The organism is Chryseobacterium sp. 2987 (assembly GCF_031456375.1).
Taxonomy (GTDB): Bacteria; Bacteroidota; Bacteroidia; order Flavobacteriales; family Weeksellaceae; genus Chryseobacterium; species Chryseobacterium vaccae.
Window position 1 is genome coordinate 689,080 of record NZ_JAVDUN010000002.1, and the last position, 21,669, is coordinate 710,748.

At 37.7% G+C, this 21,669-nt stretch carries 19 protein-coding genes and 2 tRNA genes; 9 read left to right on the top strand and 12 right to left on the bottom strand.

Annotated features, from left to right (window positions below):
* Nucleotides 1-289: 289 nt before the first annotated feature.
* The 4 genes from J2Y40_RS08125 to J2Y40_RS08140 are packed head-to-tail and all read right to left on the bottom strand — an operon-like array spanning nucleotide 290 to nucleotide 2,907.
* Complete coding sequence (locus J2Y40_RS08125) at nucleotides 290-934, bottom strand: response regulator transcription factor (protein ID WP_309998280.1); 645 nt, start codon at nucleotides 932-934, stop codon at nucleotides 290-292.
* Entirely contained in the window at nucleotides 931-1,701 is a 771-nt protein-coding gene (locus J2Y40_RS08130; RefSeq protein WP_153398726.1) for a sensor histidine kinase, read from the bottom strand. The genes J2Y40_RS08125 and J2Y40_RS08130 overlap by 4 nt, the downstream gene beginning before the upstream one ends.
* 9 nt (nucleotides 1,702-1,710) lie before the next feature.
* The gene (locus J2Y40_RS08135; RefSeq protein WP_153398724.1) at nucleotides 1,711-2,361 is read right to left on the bottom strand and encodes a hypothetical protein; all 651 of its coding nucleotides are present in this window, start codon (nucleotides 2,359-2,361) and stop codon (nucleotides 1,711-1,713) included.
* A 9-nt stretch (nucleotides 2,362-2,370) separates the two neighbouring features.
* Nucleotides 2,371-2,907 carry a hypothetical protein gene (locus tag J2Y40_RS08140; RefSeq protein WP_153398722.1) on the bottom strand — a complete coding sequence of 179 codons (537 nt, stop codon included), beginning with the start codon at nucleotides 2,905-2,907 and terminating at the stop codon, nucleotides 2,371-2,373.
* 351 nt (nucleotides 2,908-3,258) lie between these two features.
* Here J2Y40_RS08140 and J2Y40_RS08145 point away from each other — a divergent pair, with 351 nt between their 5' ends.
* Genes J2Y40_RS08145 through J2Y40_RS08155 form a run of 3 tightly spaced genes read left to right on the top strand, consistent with a single transcriptional unit; the run spans nucleotide 3,259 to nucleotide 6,210 of the window.
* Complete coding sequence (locus tag J2Y40_RS08145) at nucleotides 3,259-4,536, top strand: erythromycin esterase family protein (RefSeq protein ID WP_153398720.1); 1,278 nt, start codon at nucleotides 3,259-3,261, stop codon at nucleotides 4,534-4,536.
* The gene (locus J2Y40_RS08150; protein ID WP_309998282.1) at nucleotides 4,536-5,441 is read left to right on the top strand and encodes an ATP-binding cassette domain-containing protein; all 906 of its coding nucleotides are present in this window, start codon (nucleotides 4,536-4,538) and stop codon (nucleotides 5,439-5,441) included. Before J2Y40_RS08145 ends, J2Y40_RS08150 begins: the two co-directional genes overlap by 1 nt.
* A complete protein-coding gene (locus tag J2Y40_RS08155; RefSeq protein WP_153398716.1) occupies nucleotides 5,434-6,210 on the top strand; it encodes an ABC transporter permease in 777 nt (258 codons plus the stop codon). Before J2Y40_RS08150 ends, J2Y40_RS08155 begins: the two co-directional genes overlap by 8 nt.
* A gap of 80 nt (nucleotides 6,211-6,290) precedes the next feature.
* On the opposite strand, the gene J2Y40_RS08160 is transcribed toward J2Y40_RS08155, so the two are convergent.
* Nucleotides 6,291-6,776, bottom strand: a complete 486-nt coding sequence (locus J2Y40_RS08160; protein ID WP_309998285.1) for a hypothetical protein — start codon at nucleotides 6,774-6,776, stop codon at nucleotides 6,291-6,293.
* A 259-nt stretch (nucleotides 6,777-7,035) separates the two neighbouring features.
* On the opposite strand from J2Y40_RS08160, the gene J2Y40_RS08165 reads away from it, so the two are divergent.
* The 6 genes from J2Y40_RS08165 (at nucleotide 7,036) to J2Y40_RS08190 (ending at nucleotide 11,168) form a co-directional block, all read left to right on the top strand.
* Complete coding sequence (locus J2Y40_RS08165; protein ID WP_309998287.1) at nucleotides 7,036-8,883, top strand: M43 family zinc metalloprotease; 1,848 nt, start codon at nucleotides 7,036-7,038, stop codon at nucleotides 8,881-8,883.
* A 319-nt stretch (nucleotides 8,884-9,202) separates the two neighbouring features.
* Nucleotides 9,203-9,277, top strand: a tRNA-Pro gene (locus tag J2Y40_RS08170).
* A 17-nt stretch (nucleotides 9,278-9,294) separates the two neighbouring features.
* Nucleotides 9,295-9,368: transfer RNA gene (locus J2Y40_RS08175), tRNA-Arg, on the top strand.
* 49 nt (nucleotides 9,369-9,417) lie between these two features.
* A complete protein-coding gene (locus tag J2Y40_RS08180; protein ID WP_309998289.1) occupies nucleotides 9,418-9,522 on the top strand; it encodes a GIY-YIG nuclease family protein in 105 nt (34 codons plus the stop codon).
* 103 nt (nucleotides 9,523-9,625) lie between these two features.
* Nucleotides 9,626-10,450: a 5'-nucleotidase, lipoprotein e(P4) family gene (locus J2Y40_RS08185; RefSeq protein ID WP_309998292.1), complete on the top strand. Its 825-nt coding sequence runs from the start codon at nucleotides 9,626-9,628 to the stop codon at nucleotides 10,448-10,450.
* A 52-nt stretch (nucleotides 10,451-10,502) separates the two neighbouring features.
* Nucleotides 10,503-11,168 carry a class I SAM-dependent methyltransferase gene (locus J2Y40_RS08190; RefSeq protein ID WP_309998294.1) on the top strand — a complete coding sequence of 222 codons (666 nt, stop codon included), beginning with the start codon at nucleotides 10,503-10,505 and terminating at the stop codon, nucleotides 11,166-11,168.
* A 17-nt stretch (nucleotides 11,169-11,185) separates the two neighbouring features.
* Here J2Y40_RS08190 and J2Y40_RS08195 read toward each other — a convergent pair whose 3' ends face one another.
* The 7 genes from J2Y40_RS08195 to J2Y40_RS08225 all read right to left on the bottom strand — a co-directional run bounded on the left by J2Y40_RS08195 (nucleotide 11,186) and on the right by J2Y40_RS08225 (nucleotide 21,462).
* Complete coding sequence (locus J2Y40_RS08195; protein WP_231128747.1) at nucleotides 11,186-12,031, bottom strand: SH3 domain-containing protein; 846 nt, start codon at nucleotides 12,029-12,031, stop codon at nucleotides 11,186-11,188.
* An 11-nt stretch (nucleotides 12,032-12,042) separates the two neighbouring features.
* Nucleotides 12,043-12,870: a 50S ribosomal protein L11 methyltransferase gene (gene prmA / locus J2Y40_RS08200; RefSeq protein WP_309998296.1), complete on the bottom strand. Its 828-nt coding sequence runs from the start codon at nucleotides 12,868-12,870 to the stop codon at nucleotides 12,043-12,045.
* A 197-nt stretch (nucleotides 12,871-13,067) separates the two neighbouring features.
* Nucleotides 13,068-13,781, bottom strand: a complete 714-nt coding sequence (locus J2Y40_RS08205; RefSeq protein WP_153398704.1) for a 3-ketoacyl-ACP reductase — start codon at nucleotides 13,779-13,781, stop codon at nucleotides 13,068-13,070.
* Between the two features lie 319 nt (nucleotides 13,782-14,100).
* The gene (locus J2Y40_RS08210) at nucleotides 14,101-15,690 is read right to left on the bottom strand and encodes a calcineurin-like phosphoesterase C-terminal domain-containing protein (RefSeq protein WP_394349965.1); all 1,590 of its coding nucleotides are present in this window, start codon (nucleotides 15,688-15,690) and stop codon (nucleotides 14,101-14,103) included.
* A 14-nt stretch (nucleotides 15,691-15,704) separates the two neighbouring features.
* Nucleotides 15,705-17,153 (bottom strand): SusD/RagB family nutrient-binding outer membrane lipoprotein, encoded by a 1,449-nt coding sequence (locus tag J2Y40_RS08215; protein ID WP_309998299.1) that lies wholly within the window; start codon nucleotides 17,151-17,153, stop codon nucleotides 15,705-15,707.
* Nucleotides 17,154-17,163: 10 nt separating this feature from the next.
* Entirely contained in the window at nucleotides 17,164-20,121 is a 2,958-nt protein-coding gene (locus J2Y40_RS08220; protein ID WP_309998301.1) for a SusC/RagA family TonB-linked outer membrane protein, read from the bottom strand.
* A gap of 594 nt (nucleotides 20,122-20,715) precedes the next feature.
* A complete protein-coding gene (locus J2Y40_RS08225) occupies nucleotides 20,716-21,462 on the bottom strand; it encodes a glycerophosphodiester phosphodiesterase family protein (RefSeq protein WP_153398698.1) in 747 nt (248 codons plus the stop codon).
* Nucleotides 21,463-21,669 lie beyond the last annotated feature (207 nt).

Genomic DNA, 21,669 nt, shown 5'->3' on the forward strand with positions numbered 1-21,669 from the left:
TTTTCAGGTACCGCCGCCAATTATAATTTGACAGGTCAAAATTCCATTATTTATCACACCGGAAACAGAGGAAAAAGCACCATCTTATAGCAGGAAAAACACTTTTCCGGACTGATTAATTGAAGTTTTCAGTCCATAGCTTTTTCACCTGCTCCTACTTTTTAAAGATTGGCAGGCAAAAAAAATCCGGCAGAATCAAAATGATCCTGTCGGACGAGAAGAGTATCCTGCCTTCATCAAGCAGAATTGAAATAATAGTGAATAATAGATTATCGGATGATCAGTATGATCACTCCAATCCATGTTTTAAAGCAAAGAGTACAAGACCTACCCTGCTTTTTATTTCCAGTTTCAGAAAAACGGAATCTCTATAGCCATCAATCGTCTTGGGACTGAGAAACATTTTGTCTGCAATTTCTTTATAGGTTAGCTCACTGCAGGCCCATTTGATAAATTCCCTTTCTCTGTCTTTAAGCTCTGAAAGAAGTGATACCGTTTTAGAATCTTCCGCTTTTACTTTTAGCAGTTTCTGGGCTACAAAATCGGTATAAAAGCATCCTTTGTCAAATACCGTATCAATAGCCTGAAAAAGAATGGAAGGCTGCATATCTTTCAGCAAATACCCTTTTGCTCCCGCTTTCAGCATTTTGATTAGCACTTTTTCATCATCTTCCATGGTAAGGGCAATGACCTTAATATCAGGCTGATGCTCACTAAGCCACTCTGTTGTTTCTATTCCGTTTTTATAGGGCATATTAATGTCCATCAGTACAACGGCGGGTAATTCGGAAGCCTGCTCCAGCGCGGCGATAAAGTCTTCCCCGTTAGGGTGATTCATAATTACGCTGTACTGCGGATTTTCCACAATCATATTCTCTAATGCCTTAGACATTAAGGTATGGTCATCAACAATGGCTATCGGAATGGTATTCATGGTATAGATTTATAATAAGTTATTGAGGTTTGTGTTCCTTTATCCAGCTCTGAGCATATGGAAAATTCCGCATGAATAAGTTTTGCTCTCAGCTCCATATTTTTCAGTCCGGAGCCATCCTGTATATTCCGGGTATTAAATCCTTTCCCGTTATCTGAAATATTAATACGCAGCGTTTCATCATTATCTTCCAGTTCTATTTTAAGATTCTTGGCCCGTGAATGCTTAAGAATGTTATTGATGCTTTCCTGAATAATCCGGAAAAGGATCAGAGCATGTTTGGGCGAAATATCGATATCCTGTTTTTGGGTAATGAACTCAATTTTCAGTAATTTCAGTTTTTTTATCCGTTCCACTTCTCTTTCTATGGATTCTGTAAGTCCGAAATGAATGATCTGTTCCGTGATCAGTGTTTTAGATAAATTTCTGATGTCCTGGATACATTCTCCCAGCAGTTCACTCAGCTCGATTAATTCTTCTTTTTCTCCGTTTTTCAACTTGGTGATAAGCTGGTTCTGTCGCAGCCGGACTACTGAAAGTTTCTGCCCCACATCGTCATGCAGTTCCTGGCCGATATAATTAAGTGTCTGCTCCTTTATTTCTACCTGCGATGTGGCCAGCTCTTTTTCAAACCGCATATCTTTCTCTTTCTGCTTTATCAAAAGGGTTGTTTTCTTTTTAATAAAAACCACATAGATGAATATCATCGTTAATACAACAATGAGAAGGGTAATGGTAAAGGAAATTACTAAATTATTCTCTTCCATAATTCAAATTCAGGTTGATCTGGATCTGTCCTGTCGATTCCAGAGCAGTCCCAGTATAAATATTCCGTTACTGATCATATTCAACATAAATAAGATAAAAAAGTAAATATTCTCTGAAACCGTAGTTCTGAAAAAGGAAATCGGAATACATCCTATAAAAAAGATCAACAGAGCTACCGAGATCCAGAAAGGCAGATAGTTTTTGATCTCCAGTATTTTATCAGAATTGAAGGTTTGATACAGAAATAAAATAATAGAAAACATCAGTAAAAGAATATTGATATAGAACATATTAAAAGAAAAATGTCCCAACAGATTATCTTCTGTAAAAAACATGATCAGAATATTCAGCACAAAAAGAGCAAGAATCCCTCCCTGTATCTTCTTAAGCAAAGGCAAATAAAGCAGCTGGTAATAATAGCATAGGTACAGGAAAAAAACAATAATTAAAAATCCGACTGTATAAAATATATCAGTAGGTTTTTCTGTCCGCCTGAAATAAAAATAGCAGAATATATCGATACTGGAAGACAGTACATACCCTGCAACGAAAAACAAATTCACTTTTTCTATTTTCCTGTATTTTACTGCCATCAGCAGCATTACCGATACCGATACCGCCGCAGTTACCTGTTTCCCTATTTCTATATTCCAGCTCATGGTTTTTCGCTATTGCATTCCTGAGGAATATGTCTTAGGAGGAGGAGCCAGATTGGTCATATTCATGGCTTCTATATCCGGGATATCTGTATTTTCATCTGAAGTAGTTCTTGACATTACTTTCCCAGTATCATTTTTAGGCATTCTGGAAGTGGGTACCAGAAATATAGTCTGATATCCGGCATATTCAGGTTTTGCCATTTTACTTTTAGGATGGTTTATTGGGTATTTCCCCATATAAATCCTGATTCCTACATTTTCCTTGTTCTGTTTTTTCGCTTCTTCTTTTACGTACTGGATGTAGCCTTCCATTTCTTCCAGAGAAAACCAATACCATCGGGAATCCGGTTCTCCGTTTCTGTATTTGGTAAGAATCATGTGGTTGGTTCTGGTATACTCATCAAACAGCACCTGTCTTTCATCGTAGCTGATCAGTTTATTTTTATAGCTGTCATCTACTGGCGGCGTGCAGCTTAACATACAAAAACCTAGTATAAGCAGCATGAAAAGCATGCTTAAATTTTTAGATAAAAAAGTAGTCTTCATTTCTTGTGGTTTATAATTTTTCTTTAACAAAATTAGTCATCTTCTGATCTAAAAAAAAGGGGAAAAACACTATATCTTTGAAAATAAATTAAAAAACAAATAGGTTACCCATAAAATTCATTCATTTTACAACATATCTTTGTTTTTTCACTATTTTCTATTATCATTCCGGATCCCTAAAAACAACTTTTCTTACTTCACTCACACATGACAATTCGTCTTTATTTTACCAGATGGCATTATTTTCGACCTATAGCCTCATAATTTATCATTAAAAAACATAATTTATTATAAAAAAGTAACTAACAGATCAAAACCTATACATATATAGCAACCTATAATTTTTAATTGATGAAGAAAATACTATATACTTTTATCATTCTCGTAGCATCTGTATTAGTCCTCAACCAATTGGTCTATAAAAAGATCCCTGAAAAAGAAAAAGCAGAACTCCTATCTGGGGTTAAACGTTATCAACTCCCCATCAAAAATATTTCTATGGAGAATAGCGATGACAGCGATCTGAAAATATTTGACACGATCCTTAAAGATAACAAAATCGTTCTGCTTGGTGAAAATACCCATTACGACGGGGCTACTTTCGAGGCAAAAAGCCGATTGATCAAATATCTCCATGAGAATTTAGGATATAATGTAGTTTTATATGAAGCCGGGCAGTATGATACGTGGCTCATGAATGAGGAAATGAAGAATCACCAGCTGAAAGTTCCTTCCGATTCTATCGGTGGTCTTGGCCTCTTTGGATTCTGGTGGATGAATAAAGAAACCCAGCCTCTTATACAATATTATCAGAAAACGAAAACATCTGCTTCTCCTATTGAAGTGGGAGGGTTTGACATCCAGCTTTCGGGAGGTGCCTTAATGAGCAGACGTGTAAAACTTATCAATAACTTCCTAAGCAGAAATCATATTGACATCAAAAAATTTCCTCTCTTTAATAAACACGCCGGTGAATTTGCCTATTTTATTTATGATGGGTATACTGACAAAATTCTGAAAGGCAGTGATAAAACACATCTGGTCAATGAAATCGAAAAACTTGAAGAGGCTGTTTTGAAACTGGACAAAACCCCTGAAAACACAATGTATGCCCGGTATTTCAATGATATGAAAAATAATTTAACTAAAATCTGGAAATACAAATCCGGATCTATGTCAAGCATGAATTTCAGGGACTCTCTGATGGCCAGAAATCTTTTTTATCAGATGGATTCCTTGTATAAAGATCAGAAAATCATTGTATGGTGTGCCAACATCCACACTTTTGCATCACGGTACACTAAAGATTATCTTCCTTTGGGAGCCCATATCAAAAATAAATATGGAAAAGCCTCCTATATGATTGATTTTTCATCCTATGGCAAACCAAACAAAGCAGGAAATATTATCAACAAACCCGGAAAATTTGCTATTGAAAATACATTTCATGAAACAAAAACTCCTTATTTCTTTATCAATCTGAGAAATATCCCCGGCAGCTCATTCTTAAAACAGGAATTTGTATCTACCATCAATCAGGGAATCGATGAAAAAAAGGTATGGAGCCGTTTTTGCGACGGGATTTTTTATATCGATATTAATAAAACTGTAACCCCACTCAAAAAATAATGGAAAGCATTACAACTAAAGGCTTAAACTATACATTAGGCGACAAAACTATTTTAAACAATATCAGCCTCAGTGTTCCGCAAGGTAGTATTTACGGATATCTGGGAAGGAACGGAGCGGGAAAATCCACTACAATAAAATTACTTCTGGGGCTTCTGGAAGAAACTGATGATAAGATTTTCATCCGGAATAAAAGCCTGAAACATAACCGTACCGAAATTCTGTCCGAAACCGGCAACCTTATTGAATCTCCCTGTTTTTATACCAAACTTAGTGTTTTTGAAAATCTGAAGTACCTTGATATCATTTATGGCAAAGGAACGAAAAGGATTGATGAGGTGCTGGAACTGGTGGATCTCCACCGTGAAAAAAAGAAGAAGGCCAGCGCTCTTTCTATGGGAATGAAACAACGTCTCGGAATTGCCATGGCCATATTTCACGATCCTAAGCTGCTGATCCTGGATGAACCTCTGAACGGATTGGATCCACAGGGTATTTTTGAAATGAGAAAGCTTTTTCAATATCTGAACGGTCAGGGAAAAACGATTTTCCTTTCAAGCCATATTCTGAGCGAACTGGAAAAGACAGCTACGCATATCGGTATCATTGAAGGTGGGCAGATGATTTTTCAGGGGACAAAAGATGAATTACTGAGCCAGGTTGAAAGAGAAGTCCTTTTAAAAATAAACAACCCGGAAAATGCCATGTCTGTACTTCAGGGAACATCTTTTTCTGCCTCTCAAAACAGTCCGGATAAAATTTCGGTCAAAATCAACGATGACAAAGCGTTTCATACTCTTTTAAAAACGTTGATCGAAAGCGGAATCGAGATTTATGAAATCGATTCTCAAAGCGCGAACCTTGAACAGATCTTCATTAACCTAATCTCTAAAAACCATGACTAATACATTCTATAAAGCTTTTTCCTCTGAACAGTATAAACTGTCTAAAAACAGGGAAATATTCGGGGTCCTTTTGGTTCCGGCACTCATCATTTTCGCCATTGATCTTTACATAGCCTATGATGTCATCAGCTCCGGAATCGGAACAGGAGGCGGCACGGAAAACCCATGGAAAATGTCACTGGGAAGAATGGTACTCATGTTTTTCTATATGCTCTATCCTATTCTGGTCTCTCTTTTTGTACATGCCTGCTGTGATGTGGAATACAAGAACAATAATTATAAGATTCTTTTCACGATTCCTGTTTCAAAATCAAAGATTTTCATTTCAAAAGCATTATTTATTCAGATTACTGTTCTGTTATCTGTTCTGCTTTCTTATTTTGCCCTTCTGCTGAGCGGCTATCTTTTCAGCATAGTTTTTCCTGAGATGGGTTTCCAGAACTATGATTTCAGGGAAGTTATCTTTTATACTTTCTTAAAATTTGCGATTACCCTTTCTGCCATAGCAATGATCCAGCTGGCCCTCAGTCTGGTTTTCAAAAACTTCATCTATCCTATCGGGATCAGTATGTTTATGCTGATTTTTTCAGGACTGGCTAATGAAAAAAAGTTTTCCGATTTTCTGGTGTACACCGGAGGCTATAAATCTTATGGAAATTTTATGTCTGAAAATATTTCTTTTGAAAGACTGGATTACTGCAATATTGCCGCAATTTTTGTATTTGCTGTCATAAGTTTTTATTTATTCGTCAGAAAGAAAGGCGGATAAAAAATAAAATTCCCCGAAATATTCAATTTCGGGGAATTTTGTTTTATAATCTCCTATATTCTAAATTATATTCCACAAAATCATCGAAAGTCACGTTTGGGAGGTTTAGATTTTGATGAACTTTTATCAACGAGAATCTTGTATAAGCCTTCCAGCTCTTTCGGGGGCATTCCTGCATCGAAGCTTGATGAGGTAAAGATTTCTTTGCTTGTTGTAATAATCACAGCAGAAGCCAAAGCCCTGTCCGTAGCCCTTCCCTGTGTAGGTGATTTTAATGTTGAGATCTTAGACAGATCTATCATTTCGGCCTGTTTTACCATAGCATTCCAGTCTGCAGCTGATAATACAGCAACTGATTCAGAGCCATTCACGGATGTTATCTTAGAACCCGGGATAAACGTAGTAATCCTGTTGGTTCCTCTTGTCCGCTCTGTAACTTCTATTTTCTTGATGTCAAAATTCTTTTGCACCGTATTCAATTGTATATCAGAGTTCTTCTGTTGGGAATTACAGCTTACGTTAAATAATAAAAGTGGAGTTAATATAATAAGAAAGCCAAATTTCATCTTTTATATTTTTCAGTTAGAATTAAGAAATGATTGTAAAAAAAATATATATTTGCAAAATTAATTAAAAAAAATCTAAATGAATAGTAAAACTATTTTTAAACTATCATTTCCACTCTTTTTAATGTTTACCTGCTGGTTTTTTGGTCAAAAAAAGAAACTCCAGGACGATCAAATCGTTTTTGGAAAGGCCTATACATTGGAGGAGCTAAGAAAAACCGAAGGATTTATAAGATGTGCATCTTCTGAATACGAAACAATGCTACAAAAACAGAATCCAGGCAGAATGACAGAAAAAGAATTTGAAGACTGGATTGGTCCTTTAATTGCCAATGCGCAGGTCAACAAATCTCAAAACGGAGGTATCATTACGATTCCGGTTGTAGTGCATGTTATTCACAGCGGCCAGGCATTAGGTACTGCTCCTAATATTACAGACGCTCAGGTTCAGTCCCAGATTACTGTAATGAACAATGATTACAGAAAGTTGAGCGGAACCCCGGGATTCAACACCAATCCTGTTGGCGCAGATACGATGATACAATTTGCCCTGGCAAAAGTTGATCCAAACGGAAACCCTACTAACGGGATTGATCGTGTTAATCTTTGCCAGACATCCTGGCCTACTAACCTTATTAACAGCTATGTAAAGCCTCTTACCATATGGGATCCTACAAAATATATGAATATGTGGAGTGTAAGGTTTTCAAACAACCAACTTCTTGGTTATGCTCAGTTTCCTTCCAATTCCAATTTACCAGGAATGGCACCTAGCGGAGGATATGCTGACACTGACGGAGTTGTAGCCAATTATTCGACTTTCGGAAGTATTGCTTACAATGACGGAACATTCCTTCTTAATGCTCCTTATAACAGGGGAAGAACCATGACCCATGAGGTTGGCCACTTTCTAGGGTTAAGACATATATGGGGAGATGACACTTGTGGAACAGATTACTGTTCTGACACTCCTACTCATGAAGGTTCCAATGGTGGATGCCCTCCCCATCCAAAATCAAATAACTGCGGTACAAGTGATGAAATGTTTGAGAATTATATGGATTATACAAACGATTCATGTATGAACATTTTCACAACCAACCAGAAAGACAGAATGATTGCTGTAATGAACAATTCACCAAGAAGAGTAGAGCTAAAAGCTTCAACAGCCGATCTTCCTATTCCATTGTTTGCCAATGATGCCGAATTAAAAGGAGAAAGAAACTGCAGCGAAACTGCATGTAGTGATTCTCCAACAGCTATTACTGCAAAATTCTCATTATATAACAGAGGGACAAGCCCGCTTACTTCTGCCGTTATAATTTATTCGGTAAATGGAGGAGCACAGCAAAGTACAAACTGGAGCGGAAATTTGGCCCAGGATAAATATGCAATTATTGATATTCCTACAGGAGCCGGAGCAGGAAGTATTTCTGCAAAAATTTCATCTGTGAATGGTACTACCGATCAAAGGTCAACGAATAATTTTGCATCCGTTGCCTTAGGTAATTCTGCACCAGTATCAAGTCCAAATTTCACTTTAGAATTACAATTAGACTATTTTGGTTCAGAAACTACATGGACATTACAAAACAGCACTGGAACTACTTTATATAGTGGAGGCCCGTACCCGGATGTTGTTGATCCAGAAAATGACCCTCTTCCGGATCTTATCTCGGTAAACTGGAATCTTCCTAATGATTGCTATACTTTCACGATCAATGACAGTGAAAATGACGGAATCACTACATATGGAGGATTTTATAGAATTAAAAACTCAACCGGAAACATTATTTCTTCTGGAAATAATCAATTCGTAAGCAGCCAGAGTAAGCAATTTAAAGTAACTGGAGCGTTAGCTACCAATGAAGTTACAAAAGCAAAAAATACAGTAGGGATCTATCCGAACCCTGTAGGTGACATTCTGAATGTAACTAATGTTTCAGATAAAACGAAATATGAAATTCATAACACAGTAGGTCAGATTATCAAAACCGGAGTTATTGAAGATCAGAAAATTCATGTATCTGAGCTGACAAAAGGAGTTTACTTCATTACCTTTAAAAATGAAAAACAACAGGAAAATATAAAATTCATCAAAAAATAAATTATTTTCCAATATTGTGATCAAAGCCCTTAGATTTTTTCTGGGGGCTTTTTTTAGCAGTAATTCAACCTTATTTCCGTTAAAAATTAGAAATAACAATAGTTAAGCCTTACTAAACTGTAAGTCAGTGTAATAAATTTCAAAAAAGAAAAATATTTATTTCCCTGTAATTTTCAACGTACAGAAAAACAGTAAAATAGTATTTCCCAGTTTTGGCGGCTAAAAATCTTTTTTTACAAATTGTTTTTATTATTCAAAAAAAGTTTCTATCTTTGCACTCGCAAAAACGAAGTAAAATTTGTTTAAGATGACTGCCAATCGGGGCGTAGCGTAGTCCGGTCATCGCGCCTGGTTTGGGACCAGGAGGTCGCAGGTTCGAATCCTGCCGCCCCGACTTATTTTCAAAAACAAGGGTGCGTAGCTCAGCTGGATAGAGCATCTGCCTTCTAAGCAGACGGTCAAAGGTTCGAATCCTTTCGCGCTCACAAAAACCTCACAATTCTTATTGTGAGGTTTTTTGTTTAGATTAATTTCATGTGTTTCTGCTATACTCTTTATTCTGAATCATCAGATGAATATTACATAGGAAATTCCTGTGAAGATTTACAGGAAAGACTAAGAAACCACCGGCTAAAATAGACCAGCGCATTACTTAAAGACAGATACCCTTTTACAGCGGTTCACCACAGAGTTGTAATAAAAGCCAAATTGTTATAATTTTGTATTCTCTATTTTAAATTCAATGAAAAATTTTAACTTCATTATCACAAGCTGTTTCTTTGCTTTGGTCTTATCATGCAAAACAGCAGCACCGGATTCAAAAGCTTCCGTTCAGGACACACCTTATCAAAATCTTGGACGTGAAGGAAAAATATATGCTGCATTTTACCAGCAAAGAGCAGCAGAATATGAGGCCCTGTGCCTTCAGGCCTACAATATTGCAAAGCTCCGTTTGGATGAGGCTTTAGCACAGAAATCAGATAAACCTTTAGCTATCGTTTCAGATATTGATGAAACCTTTCTGGATAATTCCTATTACGCTGTGGAGCGTGCAAAAATGGGAAAAGACTATGATCAGGCTACATGGGAGGAATGGACAGCTAAAGGCATTGCAAAACCACTTACCGGCTCACAGGAATTTTACCAGTACGCAGCCAATAAAGGTGTTCAGGTTTTTTATGTAACCAACCGTATGGAGAAGGAACGTGCAGGAACGCTGAAAAATTTAAAAAAATATAATTTCCCTCTTCAAAGTGATACCAACCTTATCCTCAGATCAGTGGAAAGCAGCAAAGAAACCCGCAGAAAGGATATTGCTAAAAACTATAATATCGTTTTACTGTTAGGAGATAATCTTTCGGATTTCGCAGGTATATTTGATAAAAAATCAGAAACAGAACGGTCTGCGGCTGTCAAAAGTTCAGCGAAAGAGTTTGGAAAAAAATTCATCATTATTCCGAACATTGGTTACGGAGACTGGGAATCTTCATTTTATAATTACAAATACAATTATACCAGTCAACAGAAAGACTCAATGATGTACAATGCAGTAAAAGCTAATCCTTAAATCGAAATAAGCTCGCTTTTTAATCAGTTTCATTTTGAAAACCGTCAAAACAATGGACAGATATACAGAAACATTTAAAACCTGGAATAAAGTTGCTTCGTTATATCAGGAAAAATTTATGGATCTGGATCTGTATAATAACACCTATGATTTTATCTGCCGCTCAATCGCTCAGAAGAATGCAAAACTTCTGGAAATTGGCTGCGGGCCCGGAAATATTACCCAATATCTTTTAACTGCACGACCGGATTTTACAATATTCGGAATTGACATTGCCCCCAATATGATAGAACTCGCCCAAAGGAATAATCCTACAGCAAGTTTTGCCGTAATGGACAGCCGGCAGATTGATCAGATCCAAACAAAATATAAATATGACGGCATTATCTGTGGTTTTTGTTTACCCTATTTATCACAAACAGAAAGTGAAAAATTCATTTCAGATTGTTATCATTTATTAAATCAAAACGGACTGTTATATATAAGTTTCGTTGAAGGCGATCCGGATAAGTCGGGATTTCAGGTAAGCAGCAGCGGAGACCGGGTTTATTTTTATTTTCACAGACTGGACGAATTGAAAGAGCACCTTTTAAAAAATAATTTTGAACAGATCAGAATATCCAGAGTGGAATATAAAAGAAGGGAAAACGATGTTGAAACCCATACCATTCTGACCGCCATAAAAACAAAAACCGCTGCATCCAATACAACGGTTTAACTTTTTCTTATTCTGAATTATTTCAGCTTATAGGAACTTCCATTCCAAAGATAGGTTTTAGAAGACTGTGTTTTCCTTTCCCGGTCTTTGTCGTCCAGTTCCATATCTCTTGTTTTCAGGATGAAGGCATTAGGAATACCCCCTTTATCATTCGGAAATATAAATTCTTCTGAATGATAAAACACTCCGGCATCACTTACACTCGCCAGACGAGGAAGGGTGATCAGCTTTTTATCTTTGAAAAGTATATATTGATCATAGCTGGCAATACTACATGCATCTCCTGAAGTGGAAGCCTTTAAAGTAAATTCCACATTCTGCAGCTTATGATCGCTTTCTATATTGAATGTGGCAGACCTCAGCTCTTCTCCCCTTCCGGCATCAAAATATACTTCCTGAATCAGAGTATTACCTTCTATCACCTTGATTCCGGCGATATTTTGTTTTTCAACCAGATTATACTCATTTTTTCTATCGATGGTTTTTGACAGTCCGAAAAGGAAATCATACCCATTTTTGTTACGGTATCCCACACAAAGATTAGCTCCCCAGACATACCCTTCAGACACAAAATCTCCCTTTTGATAGGATACTTTATACCAGTTAGCGGCTCTTTCTCCGAGCTTCAGAACAGCATCTTCCTTTTTCAGGATCATTACCTGCTGGTTGGTTGGCAGCGAATCCAATATCTGGGATTTTACATCAGGATCTTTTCGTACCCTCGTCCAGTCAGTAAAAATTTTCTGGGTTTTATTTTCTGTAAAATCAAAAATAGTATCAGGATATATTTCTTCACTTACTTGTGCTGAAAAGCAATGAAAAATCAGCATCAATACCCCCGTCATTAAAAATCTCATATTCATTTCTGTTATTATTATTTTTCTAAAAGCAAGCTTACCCACTCTTCACGCTGAAGCTGTTTTTTAAGTTCCAGGCCATTTTCTTTACATACTTCAAGAATATCAGCTACATCAAAGAAACATAACCCGGAAAGAAGAAGCTTTCCTCCTTTATTCAGGACAGAAACATAAGTAGGAATATCAGAGATCAGAATATTTCTGTTGATATTAGCTAAAATAATATCATAATTTTCTTTTCCTAGATTTTCAGCAGTTCCCTGTTCAATATCCAGTTCAACCCCATTTCTTACCGCATTTTCTTTTGAATTTTCTACCGACCATTCGTCAATATCAATGGCTTTGGTTTCTCCGGCTCCCTGCTGTTTAGCGTAAATAGCAAGTACCGAAGTTCCGCACCCCATATCCAGAACTTTTTTCCCGTTGAAATCAATATCCATCATCTGCTGGATCATCAGGTGGGTTGTAGGGTGATGCCCTGTTCCGAAGGACATTTTAGGCTGGATAATAATTTCATGCATTCCAGGAACCGATTCATGAAACTCGGCTCTGATCAGGACCTTATCATCAATATTGATCGGTGAGAAGTTCTTTTCCCATTCTTCATTCCAGTTGATGTTCGGCATTTCTTCAAAAGAATAGCTGATCTGCACATTTTCGTTTTCAAAGATCGGAAGGGCTTTCAACTCTTCTTCATTGAACAGTTCCGTCTGAATATATCCTAAAATTCCGTCAATCTCTTCGGTAAAACTGTCAAAACCTATTTCTATAAGCTCTGCCATTAATATCTCATTCCACGGTTGCAGTGGAACGATCTTGAAATTGAATTCTAAATAATTTTGCATGTGAATAATTTGCTGCAAAAATACTAATGTTATTACGGTTAAAAAAATGGAATGGATAAGTTTTGGCTAAAGCCGGAGGATTTTATATTTTATGGAATATTAAATGTTGAATATTGATGTAATATCAGGTGAATTATGATCAGCAGGAAACAAATAAAGCGGGCTAAAGCCCGCTTTTATACGTTAAATCATTAAAACTATGGATTGGTAGAGAAGATAGATCCGTTTGCAATTAATGCTCTTCTGTTCATTTTCAGAATATCTCTTACCCATTCTGCGAAGTCTTCCGGCTGAAGTACTTTATCAGGATTTCCGTCTGTAAGTCCGCCCTGGATACTCATATCAGAAGCAATGGTACTTGGTGTTAATGTAATTACACGGATATTCTGTTTTCTCCATTCTGCCATCATCGATTGTGACAAGGAAACCACGGCTGCTTTTGAAGCGGCATAGGCTGACATATTCGGACCTCCTTTCAATCCGGCTGTAGAAGCTACATTTACAATATCACCTTCTCCTCTTTCTTTCAGGAACGGATGGACAGCTTTTGCAGCATAGTATACTCCGAATAAATTGGTTTTAATGACCTGTTCCCAGGTTTCAGAAGACATCTCTTCAATCGTCCCGAAATCCCCGATTCCTGCATTGTTGATCAGGATATCAATTCCTCCTAACTTTTCTGCCAGAGATTCGATTCCTGCTTTTACTTCAGCTTCATTATCAATACTGAACACAGCATATTCTGCTTTTACGCCAAGATTTCTGATTTCTTCAACCGTATTTTTAAGGTTTTCCTCGTTTCTGCCGGTTACTGCAATATTTACTCCTTCATTGGCCAGGGCTAAAGCAACCGCTTTTCCAAGTCCTCTTCCACCGCCGGTTACTACGGCATTTTTTCCGCTTATATTCATAATGGTATTTTTACTGTAAACAAAGTTACGAAAGATCATTTTTACGGAAGCTGAAGAGAACATATTTAATAGAATTTTAATAGTTGCCTGTATGGTATATCTGCTTTATCATTTTAAAACCTCAGGTAATTCTCCACCTATAATTCTGAAAAGCATGTGAAATAATATCCAACAAGATGCAATCATAAAAATCTGCGTAATCTGCCCCATCTGCGAGAATAAAATCAATAATATCCTGTAAAAGCACATTCTCAAAAAAATAAAACCGGCTTATAAAAACCGGTTTTGCAATCTGAAAGTATAGTAATAAATAAAAAGCTTATGGTATAAGAACCGGATTCTGAACCTCAAATTCTTCGGAAGCAGTAAACTGATTCCCATACAGATCTGAAGCTCTCACCTCAACTTTATGTTTTCCCATCGTTAATTTTTTAGGAAAACCAATGGTCCAGATATGTTTTGACATCTCCGGATTGGAAGGTCTCCTACCCGGGAAAAGATTTTGTGTACTATCCCACTTGAAAACAGAAAGGGCAAAATTCGGGTCTACGGTTTCATCATATTCCATTGCTTCCCAGTTTCCGTTGTCTATTCTGTATTCTACCTTATCTTTTTTACTTCCTATAAAGAAGTTGGCCAAAACTTTGGCTGATGTTTTTGAAGGATAAGGAATTACTTTAGGTACATACAATTGAATCTGATAATCTTCAGGCTTTCCGGCAGTTTTATATTTAACCTTATACTGATTATCATTAAAGCTGATGAAAGAATATCCTTTAGCAGTACCGTCTCTCATCGTTGAAGTAGGAAGCCCGGAATTATCAGGAGTTCCGGAATACCAGTCTCCGCAGGTGGTTCCTACGTTGTATTCATGAAGTTCTTTTATCCCAGCCCAGCCTGCTTTTTTACCGTAGAAGATCTGCTGCTGGATGTGGGTATGTGCTGATAACAGCAATACATTTTCAAAAGGCTGCAGGAAATCAAAAAGTTTCTGGCGGTCTGCATTTCTGAAATTATCTTCGTTATGATGTTCCAGCGGAATATGGAATGAAACCACGATCAGCTTATTTTTATCAACCAGCTTCAGATCGTTTTCGATGAATTTCAGCTGGTCTTCACGGAATCCGCCCCAATATCCTTTACCATCTCTTGGGTCCGGATAAAGAATATCATCCAGAATAATGAAATGGACATTCCCGTAGTTGAAGGAATAATTGGCCGGCCCGAAATTCGCTTCAAAGGTTTCGTCTGAAAGATGATCTTCTTTAGCATCATAATTCATATCATGATTTCCCATAACATTATACCATGGAAGACCGATTTCTTTCATCACATCCGCATAAGGTTTCTGAAGGCTTAAATTATCACCAACCAGATCTCCAAGACTAATTCCCAGTACAGCATTTTTCTTCGTATTTTTTACTTCGTTTACGATTCCTCTTTTGAAATAATCCAGTTCTTTTTCTGTATAAGGCTGTGGATCCCCGAAAACCAGAATATCGAAATTTTTGCTTTCATTCTGTTTATAAAGCGGGAAGTTCAGTTCTTTGGGAAGTTCACCTGTAGGTGCAGATCCTTTGTATTTAAAATCAGCAGGTGATCCGTTGGGTTTATGATGATAATAAAACTGAGGAAGATTATTACTGTTGAATGCAGTCTGATATCCGGATGGCTTAATCACAAAAATGGTCTGCCCATCCTGAACTGGAAGGCTGTATCTTCCGTTTTTATCCGTAAGAACCACCTGTACTCCGTTTGATACCGAAACTCCTTCTACTCCTTTTTCGCGACCTTCTTTCTTCTGGTTCTTATTGATATCCTCATATACATAACCGGAAACAGAGGTCTGGGAAAATGCCATTGCCGAAACCAGCAGAGAAGGCATTAAAAATTTTATTCTGATATTCATATTATTGATTCTTTTTATTTATTCCACCACATTTTCACATTGATATTATCTCCGCCCATGGATTGTACTGCTGCATTATAATTTTCAGTATTCATTACTTTGGTCGTTGTAGGATACATAAATCTTACCGGCATTATTCCACCGTTCAGCAGCCCTCCGTTGTTGGGAAGCACAGGCAGTTTAGTACGTCTGTATTCATACCATTGCTGGTGATCTACGAAAAATAATGAGATGTATTTCTGCATCATAATCCTTTGCAGAGAACCGTTATAAGCCACATTGCTGTTATTGAAGTAATCCGCAGGAACCGTTGCTCCCCATTGTTCTATAATAGATTTTACTCCTGTTTCATAGAATGTCTGCTGATTTCCGGTGATGACTCCTTTGTTAGCGAGCTCTGCCAGAATAAACTGCACCTCAGAATAGGTCATAATCAGAACTTTTAAAGGAGCTTTTGCCAGATTCTGATTAAGATTGGAAGGCTGATAATCAAAAGAACTTCCCAAAGCGTATCCGGAAGGAGCGCCTTTATACCCTAAATCGGCTCCGGACAAACTTTTAGCTTTCGTAAAAAACATACTTAACCTCGGATCATTATTATCCTTCATGGCATTTATGAAAAACTCTCCGGCAGCCCTGTATGCGGTAAAATCCTGAGGACGTGCAATAGGCGGCAGATAAGGAGATATTCCGGAAAGAGGAAGAACTGCACTATCATTATTATTCTGAAAAACCGGATAGGTGGCAGGGTTATTAACTATTTCCTGAATTCTTTCATAAACATTCACTTCTCCGTTTCTGTTCAGGATTCTTGTCAGAAGCCTTAATGAAAGTGAGTTACAGAATTTTTTCCATCCCAGAATACCGGTCTGGCTGTTGGTATTGGCATTGTAGAACAAATCTGTTTCGGTTAAAGCTTTTGTGGGATCAAATAAAGTATTAGCGGTCTTCAGATCATTCAGCAGCTGAACATAAATATCTTTCTGCTTGTCAAATTTTGGTCTTGTAATCCCTTCCTCAAGGTTTGTTGCTTCTGTGAAAGGAATATCCCCAAAAGCATCCGTAAGATTGGCAGTAATCCAGGCTTTCAGCACCATAGAGATGGCCAGATAGTTATTATTCTGCTCTTTAGTAGCATATTTTTTAAGATCATTAACCTGCTTCAGCCATCTGTAAGACATATTCCAGTATCCGTTCCCACTTTTTTCATCCATATAATATCTGCTGTAGGTATTTCCTTCATTCGGAAAATCCAGAGCGTTCTGCATAATATCAAAGGTAAAATCATCTGCCCTGTTGTAACCGTAACTCCCCATTTCGTATTGAATAGGTGCCAGAAGGCTTCCAACAGCCGGATCTTTGATCCTGCTGGTATCAGTATTAATTTCTTCAAAAGTTCTGTCACAGGAATTAAGGGCTAAGACTGAAGCCACTAATGCCAGATGTATGAATATTTTTTTCATTGTTTTAGATTTAAAATTTAAGATTTAACTGAAACCCGATAGTTCTTGCTGTAGGAAGCTGTCCCATTTCCACTCCCGGGGTAATGGTAGCATTATTCAGCGTGGCTACTTCAGGATCAAACAGCGGGAACTTCGTCCACATCCACAGGTTTTTTCCGAAGACAGCAAGGGTAAGATCTTCCAGTCCTAAAGATTTGATGGTTTCTCTTGGGAAAGAATATGCTATTCTTGCATCTCTAAGCTTGATAAAATCTGTACTGAAGCTGTTGGTTTCCACGTTGGCTCTTCTGTAATAATCTCCGTAATAGGCAGAGATATTTACTGCTTTTGTATTCGGGCTGTAGGTTCCGTCTGCATTCTGCACTACCCCTTCTCCTACGATCATCCCGGTTTCTCTTCCTGCCAGTGTAGAGGTAAGTTTTCCCTGCTCTGACATTTTATGATGGGACTGGGAATAGGCAATTCCTCCGTACTGTCCGTCAAATGAGAAACTGATAGTGAAATTTTTAATCTTAAAATCATTCTGAAGGCCGGCTCTCCATTTCGGAAATGCATTTCCTACTTTTTCTATATCTCCAGGTCTTCCGGGAAGACCGTTATCTCCGTAAATTACCTGACCGTCCGGAGTTCTTAATAGTTTAAAACCGTACATATCTCCCAGCGAACCTCCTACTTCCATTTTATAGAATACAACGTCTCCCACTCCGGAAATAATTCCGTCAAATCCTTCCGGAAGAGTCATCACCCTATTTTCATTGGTAGACCAGTTTCCTCCTACTTTCCATGAGAAGTTTTTTGTCTTTACCGGATAAATATCTGCTGAAAGTTCAAATCCTCTGTTGCGGATTTTCCCAGCATTGATCACTCTTTTGGAATATCCACTTTCATAAGGAAGGGATACAGGAATAATCTGGTCCTCACTCACATTCTGATAAGCGGTAAAATTAAGATTAAGCCTGCTTTTGAAAAGACTGAAATCCATGCCCGCTTCTATATTGGTATTCTTTTCCGGTCTAAGGTTAGGGTTATTGTAAGTGGTAGGTGCCACAACACTTCCTGTAATATTGCTTGCTGAATAATAATTATCCAACAGATATGTATCACTGTCTATACCTACTTTAGCCCATGAACCTCTCAGTTTCCAGAAATTAAGGGTATTGCTTTTCAGTTTAAAAATATCCGAAAGAATAAAGCTGGTGCTTACCGATGGATAGAAGAAAGACCTGTTCTGCTTCGGAAGCGTGGAACTCCAGTCATTTCTTCCTGTAACATCTACAAAAACCTTATTATCATACCCCAGCGTTAGCAACCCATAGACACTGTCTACCTGTTTATCATTCGGGCTAGGATATTTAACCGGAATTGAAAGGGCATTGGTAAGGATATATTCTCCGGCTGTTTTCAGACCGATGGCCTGATAATCCGTCATTACGTATTCATTATAGCGGATACTTCCTCCCGCAGAAGCAGAAAGGCTGAATTTATTAAGATCTGCTTTATAGGAGAATAGAACGTCGTTGTTATATTCATGATTTTTAATATACTGTTCTCTGTAAAAACCATTCAGATAGTTGGCAGAGCTCCAGGGTCTTCTGGTAGTCCTTTTTTCATTCAGGATTTCCACTCCTGATCTCAGCATCAGACTGAAATTATTATTGAACTGATAATCCGCCGTAATATTTCCTGTGATATTTTTCTTTCTGACCCCGTTCAGCATTTCATACGCGATAAGGTAAGGATTATCAATATAAGAACTGAACGGATGGATCTGATCTACCTGCTCCTGTCCGTACTTCCAGATCGGTTTATACCATCCGAGATCCACGTTTGGGTTCTGGAAAATCATAAAATAAGAGATCGACTGGTTGTTGTATCCTGTAGCCGGAAGGTTATCACTTTTTGTTGTGTTGTATGCGAACTTGGTAGAGATTTTTAATTTTTTGGTAAGCTGATGGGCAAAGGATAAGGCGAAATTAAAACGGTCAAAACCGGTATTAGGCATCATCCATTCATTATTCAGATAGGTAAGTGAGGTTCTGAAGCTGGTCTTATCATTTGAGCTTTCCACAGAAACACTGTTGGAATAGGTAGATCCGGGTCTCCAGAAGCCTTTAATATTGTCTTTGTAAGCTCTCCATTCCTGTCTCGCCGGGCTCTGGCCCTGTACCGTAGGATCATACTGGAAATAGTACTGACCGGCAAATTTTGGTCCGAAGGCGCTGCTCGTTCCGCCTGTGCTGGCTCCATCCGGAGAAAGTCCATAAGAATAATAAAACTGTCCGGCTGAATTTTTAGCAAGGGTTCCCTGTCCGTATTCATACTGCCAGTCCGGCCATTTCAATACGGTATCAAAACTTGAAGAGGAATTGAAGGTTACTTTCAGCTTTCCGTCTTTGGTCTTCCCGGATTTCGTAGTGATCATTAAAGCACCGTTTGCGGCACGTGAACCGTATAAGGCTGCTGCGGAGGCTCCTTTCAGAACCGTTACCGATTCAATATCGTCAGGATTAATGCTGTTTAATCCGTTTCCTAAATCAATAGGAACATCTCCCCCCGAACCGGCCCCATAAGCAGGAGTTCCGGATCCTGTGGTAGAATTTCCCAACGGAACACCATCTACTACGATCAGAGCATAGTTGTGGTCCATTATCATGGATTTTTCTCCTCTTAAGGTAATTCGGGAAGTTCCCAGAGGTCCTGCTCCGGCAGTCTGGATCTTAAGCCCTGCCACTTTTCCTTCCATCGACTGTGCCCAGTTGTTGTTCTGCGTTTCTTCAAAAACTGCTGAACCCACCTTTTCGGCAACATATCCTAAGGCCTTATCGTGCCTCTTAATTCCTAAAGCAGTTACCACCACTTCATCAATGCCTTTAATCGTATCTTTTTTTACTTTCTGCTGAGCTGTCAGGTTGACGCTGACTAATCCCAGCAGCGATAAAACCAACAGTTTCTGTGTCTCTTTACGCATATCCTTTTTGTTTGCGCAAAATTAAAACGACATTATGACTGTGACTTTAACACGATTTTAACATTTTTTAAATATTTACTAAACAAAATGTTAACTTATTATTGTTAACATTGAATACAATCCTAATAAACAGGCATTTAACAAATTAAGTATTTTTAATGCCATTTCCTGTAAGCATTTATATACCTTTATTGTCTTTTCCAGAGAAAATAAAAACAAAACCAATTTTAATACTGATAAACAATAACTTAAAATATTTTTTTTTTTAGAATTATACGGTTTTGTTGGAATTTTCGCAAGGACTCTGTTTTTTTACCTGCTTCATGCATTATAAGGCGCAATGATTTTACTGAAAGCTGAAGGTTTTGTTGCGCCTTAAAAGCCGCATAATGATTAAAAGCCTTGCATCGTTACGTTTTCAAACATAGAAATCCTACAAGATCCAGGAAAGCTATTTTTTTGGGTTCCCGCAGATCACACGGATGACACAGATTTTTTTGATGGGTATACCGATTCAAGATTTTATTGGAATTCAAATAAAAACCTGCCTCTTTTTAAGGAGACAGGCTATAAATTATAATTCTTCAGTAAAATTTATTTATTTTTAAGCTGATCAGGAATGTTAGTGGTTACAAAGCCTATTCCCTGCTTTTTTAGCTGTTCGTAGATGGCAGGATCGTTCACGGTCCAGGAATTGGTAATTAGGCCCAGTGTTTTAGCTTCAGTAATCCATGAAGGATTTTTCTGAAAAACGCTGTAGTGGTAATCCATTCCGTCCAGACCTTCTTTTTTAATCTGTTCAGGGGAAAGTTCTCCGTTCAGGTATTGTACTTTAAATGCCGGTTCCAGTCTTTTGATCTCTTTGCAGATATTCAGGCTGAAAGAAATGAACTCACTTTGATTTTCCAGCTTCATTTCTTTGATCATCTTAATCGTCTTCTGGGTGATCTCGTTTTCTTTTTCCGGGGTTTTATCCGGCTTGATTTCTACGATCAGCTTCAAAGACGGATCTTTTTTACCCTGTTTAAGATAATCTTTCAATGTCGGGAATTTTTCCCCGTTTGATAATTTCAATGTTTCCAGCTCTTTGAATGAAGTTTCGGAGATTTCCATTTTGCCGTGATGCTCATCATGGTTAATGACCAGTACTCCGTCTTTCGTCATTCTTACGTCAAATTCGGATCCGTATATCTTTAATTTCTGAGCATTTTCCAATGATTTAATGGAATTTTCCGTGGTTGCGGGCTGCGACTGGAAATATCCTCTGTGTGCAATGATCTGGGTTTGTGCCTTCATGAGAACTGTACTTAAAACTGCTAACCCTAAGATAAAATTTTTCATAATATAATCTGATAATTAATTAAAAAGTCTGACCAACTTTTGATAAAGGTACGTTTTATTGTTAAAAGCTGTGAGACGTACAAAGGTATTTTGACTTGCGGGAGCTTCTGTTTAAGGGAGTTTTAATAATTTCTTAAAAAATTATTACATCATATCAGGTTAGTATAAACACTTATTTTAAGATCAACACAACCAATCTCTTGACTG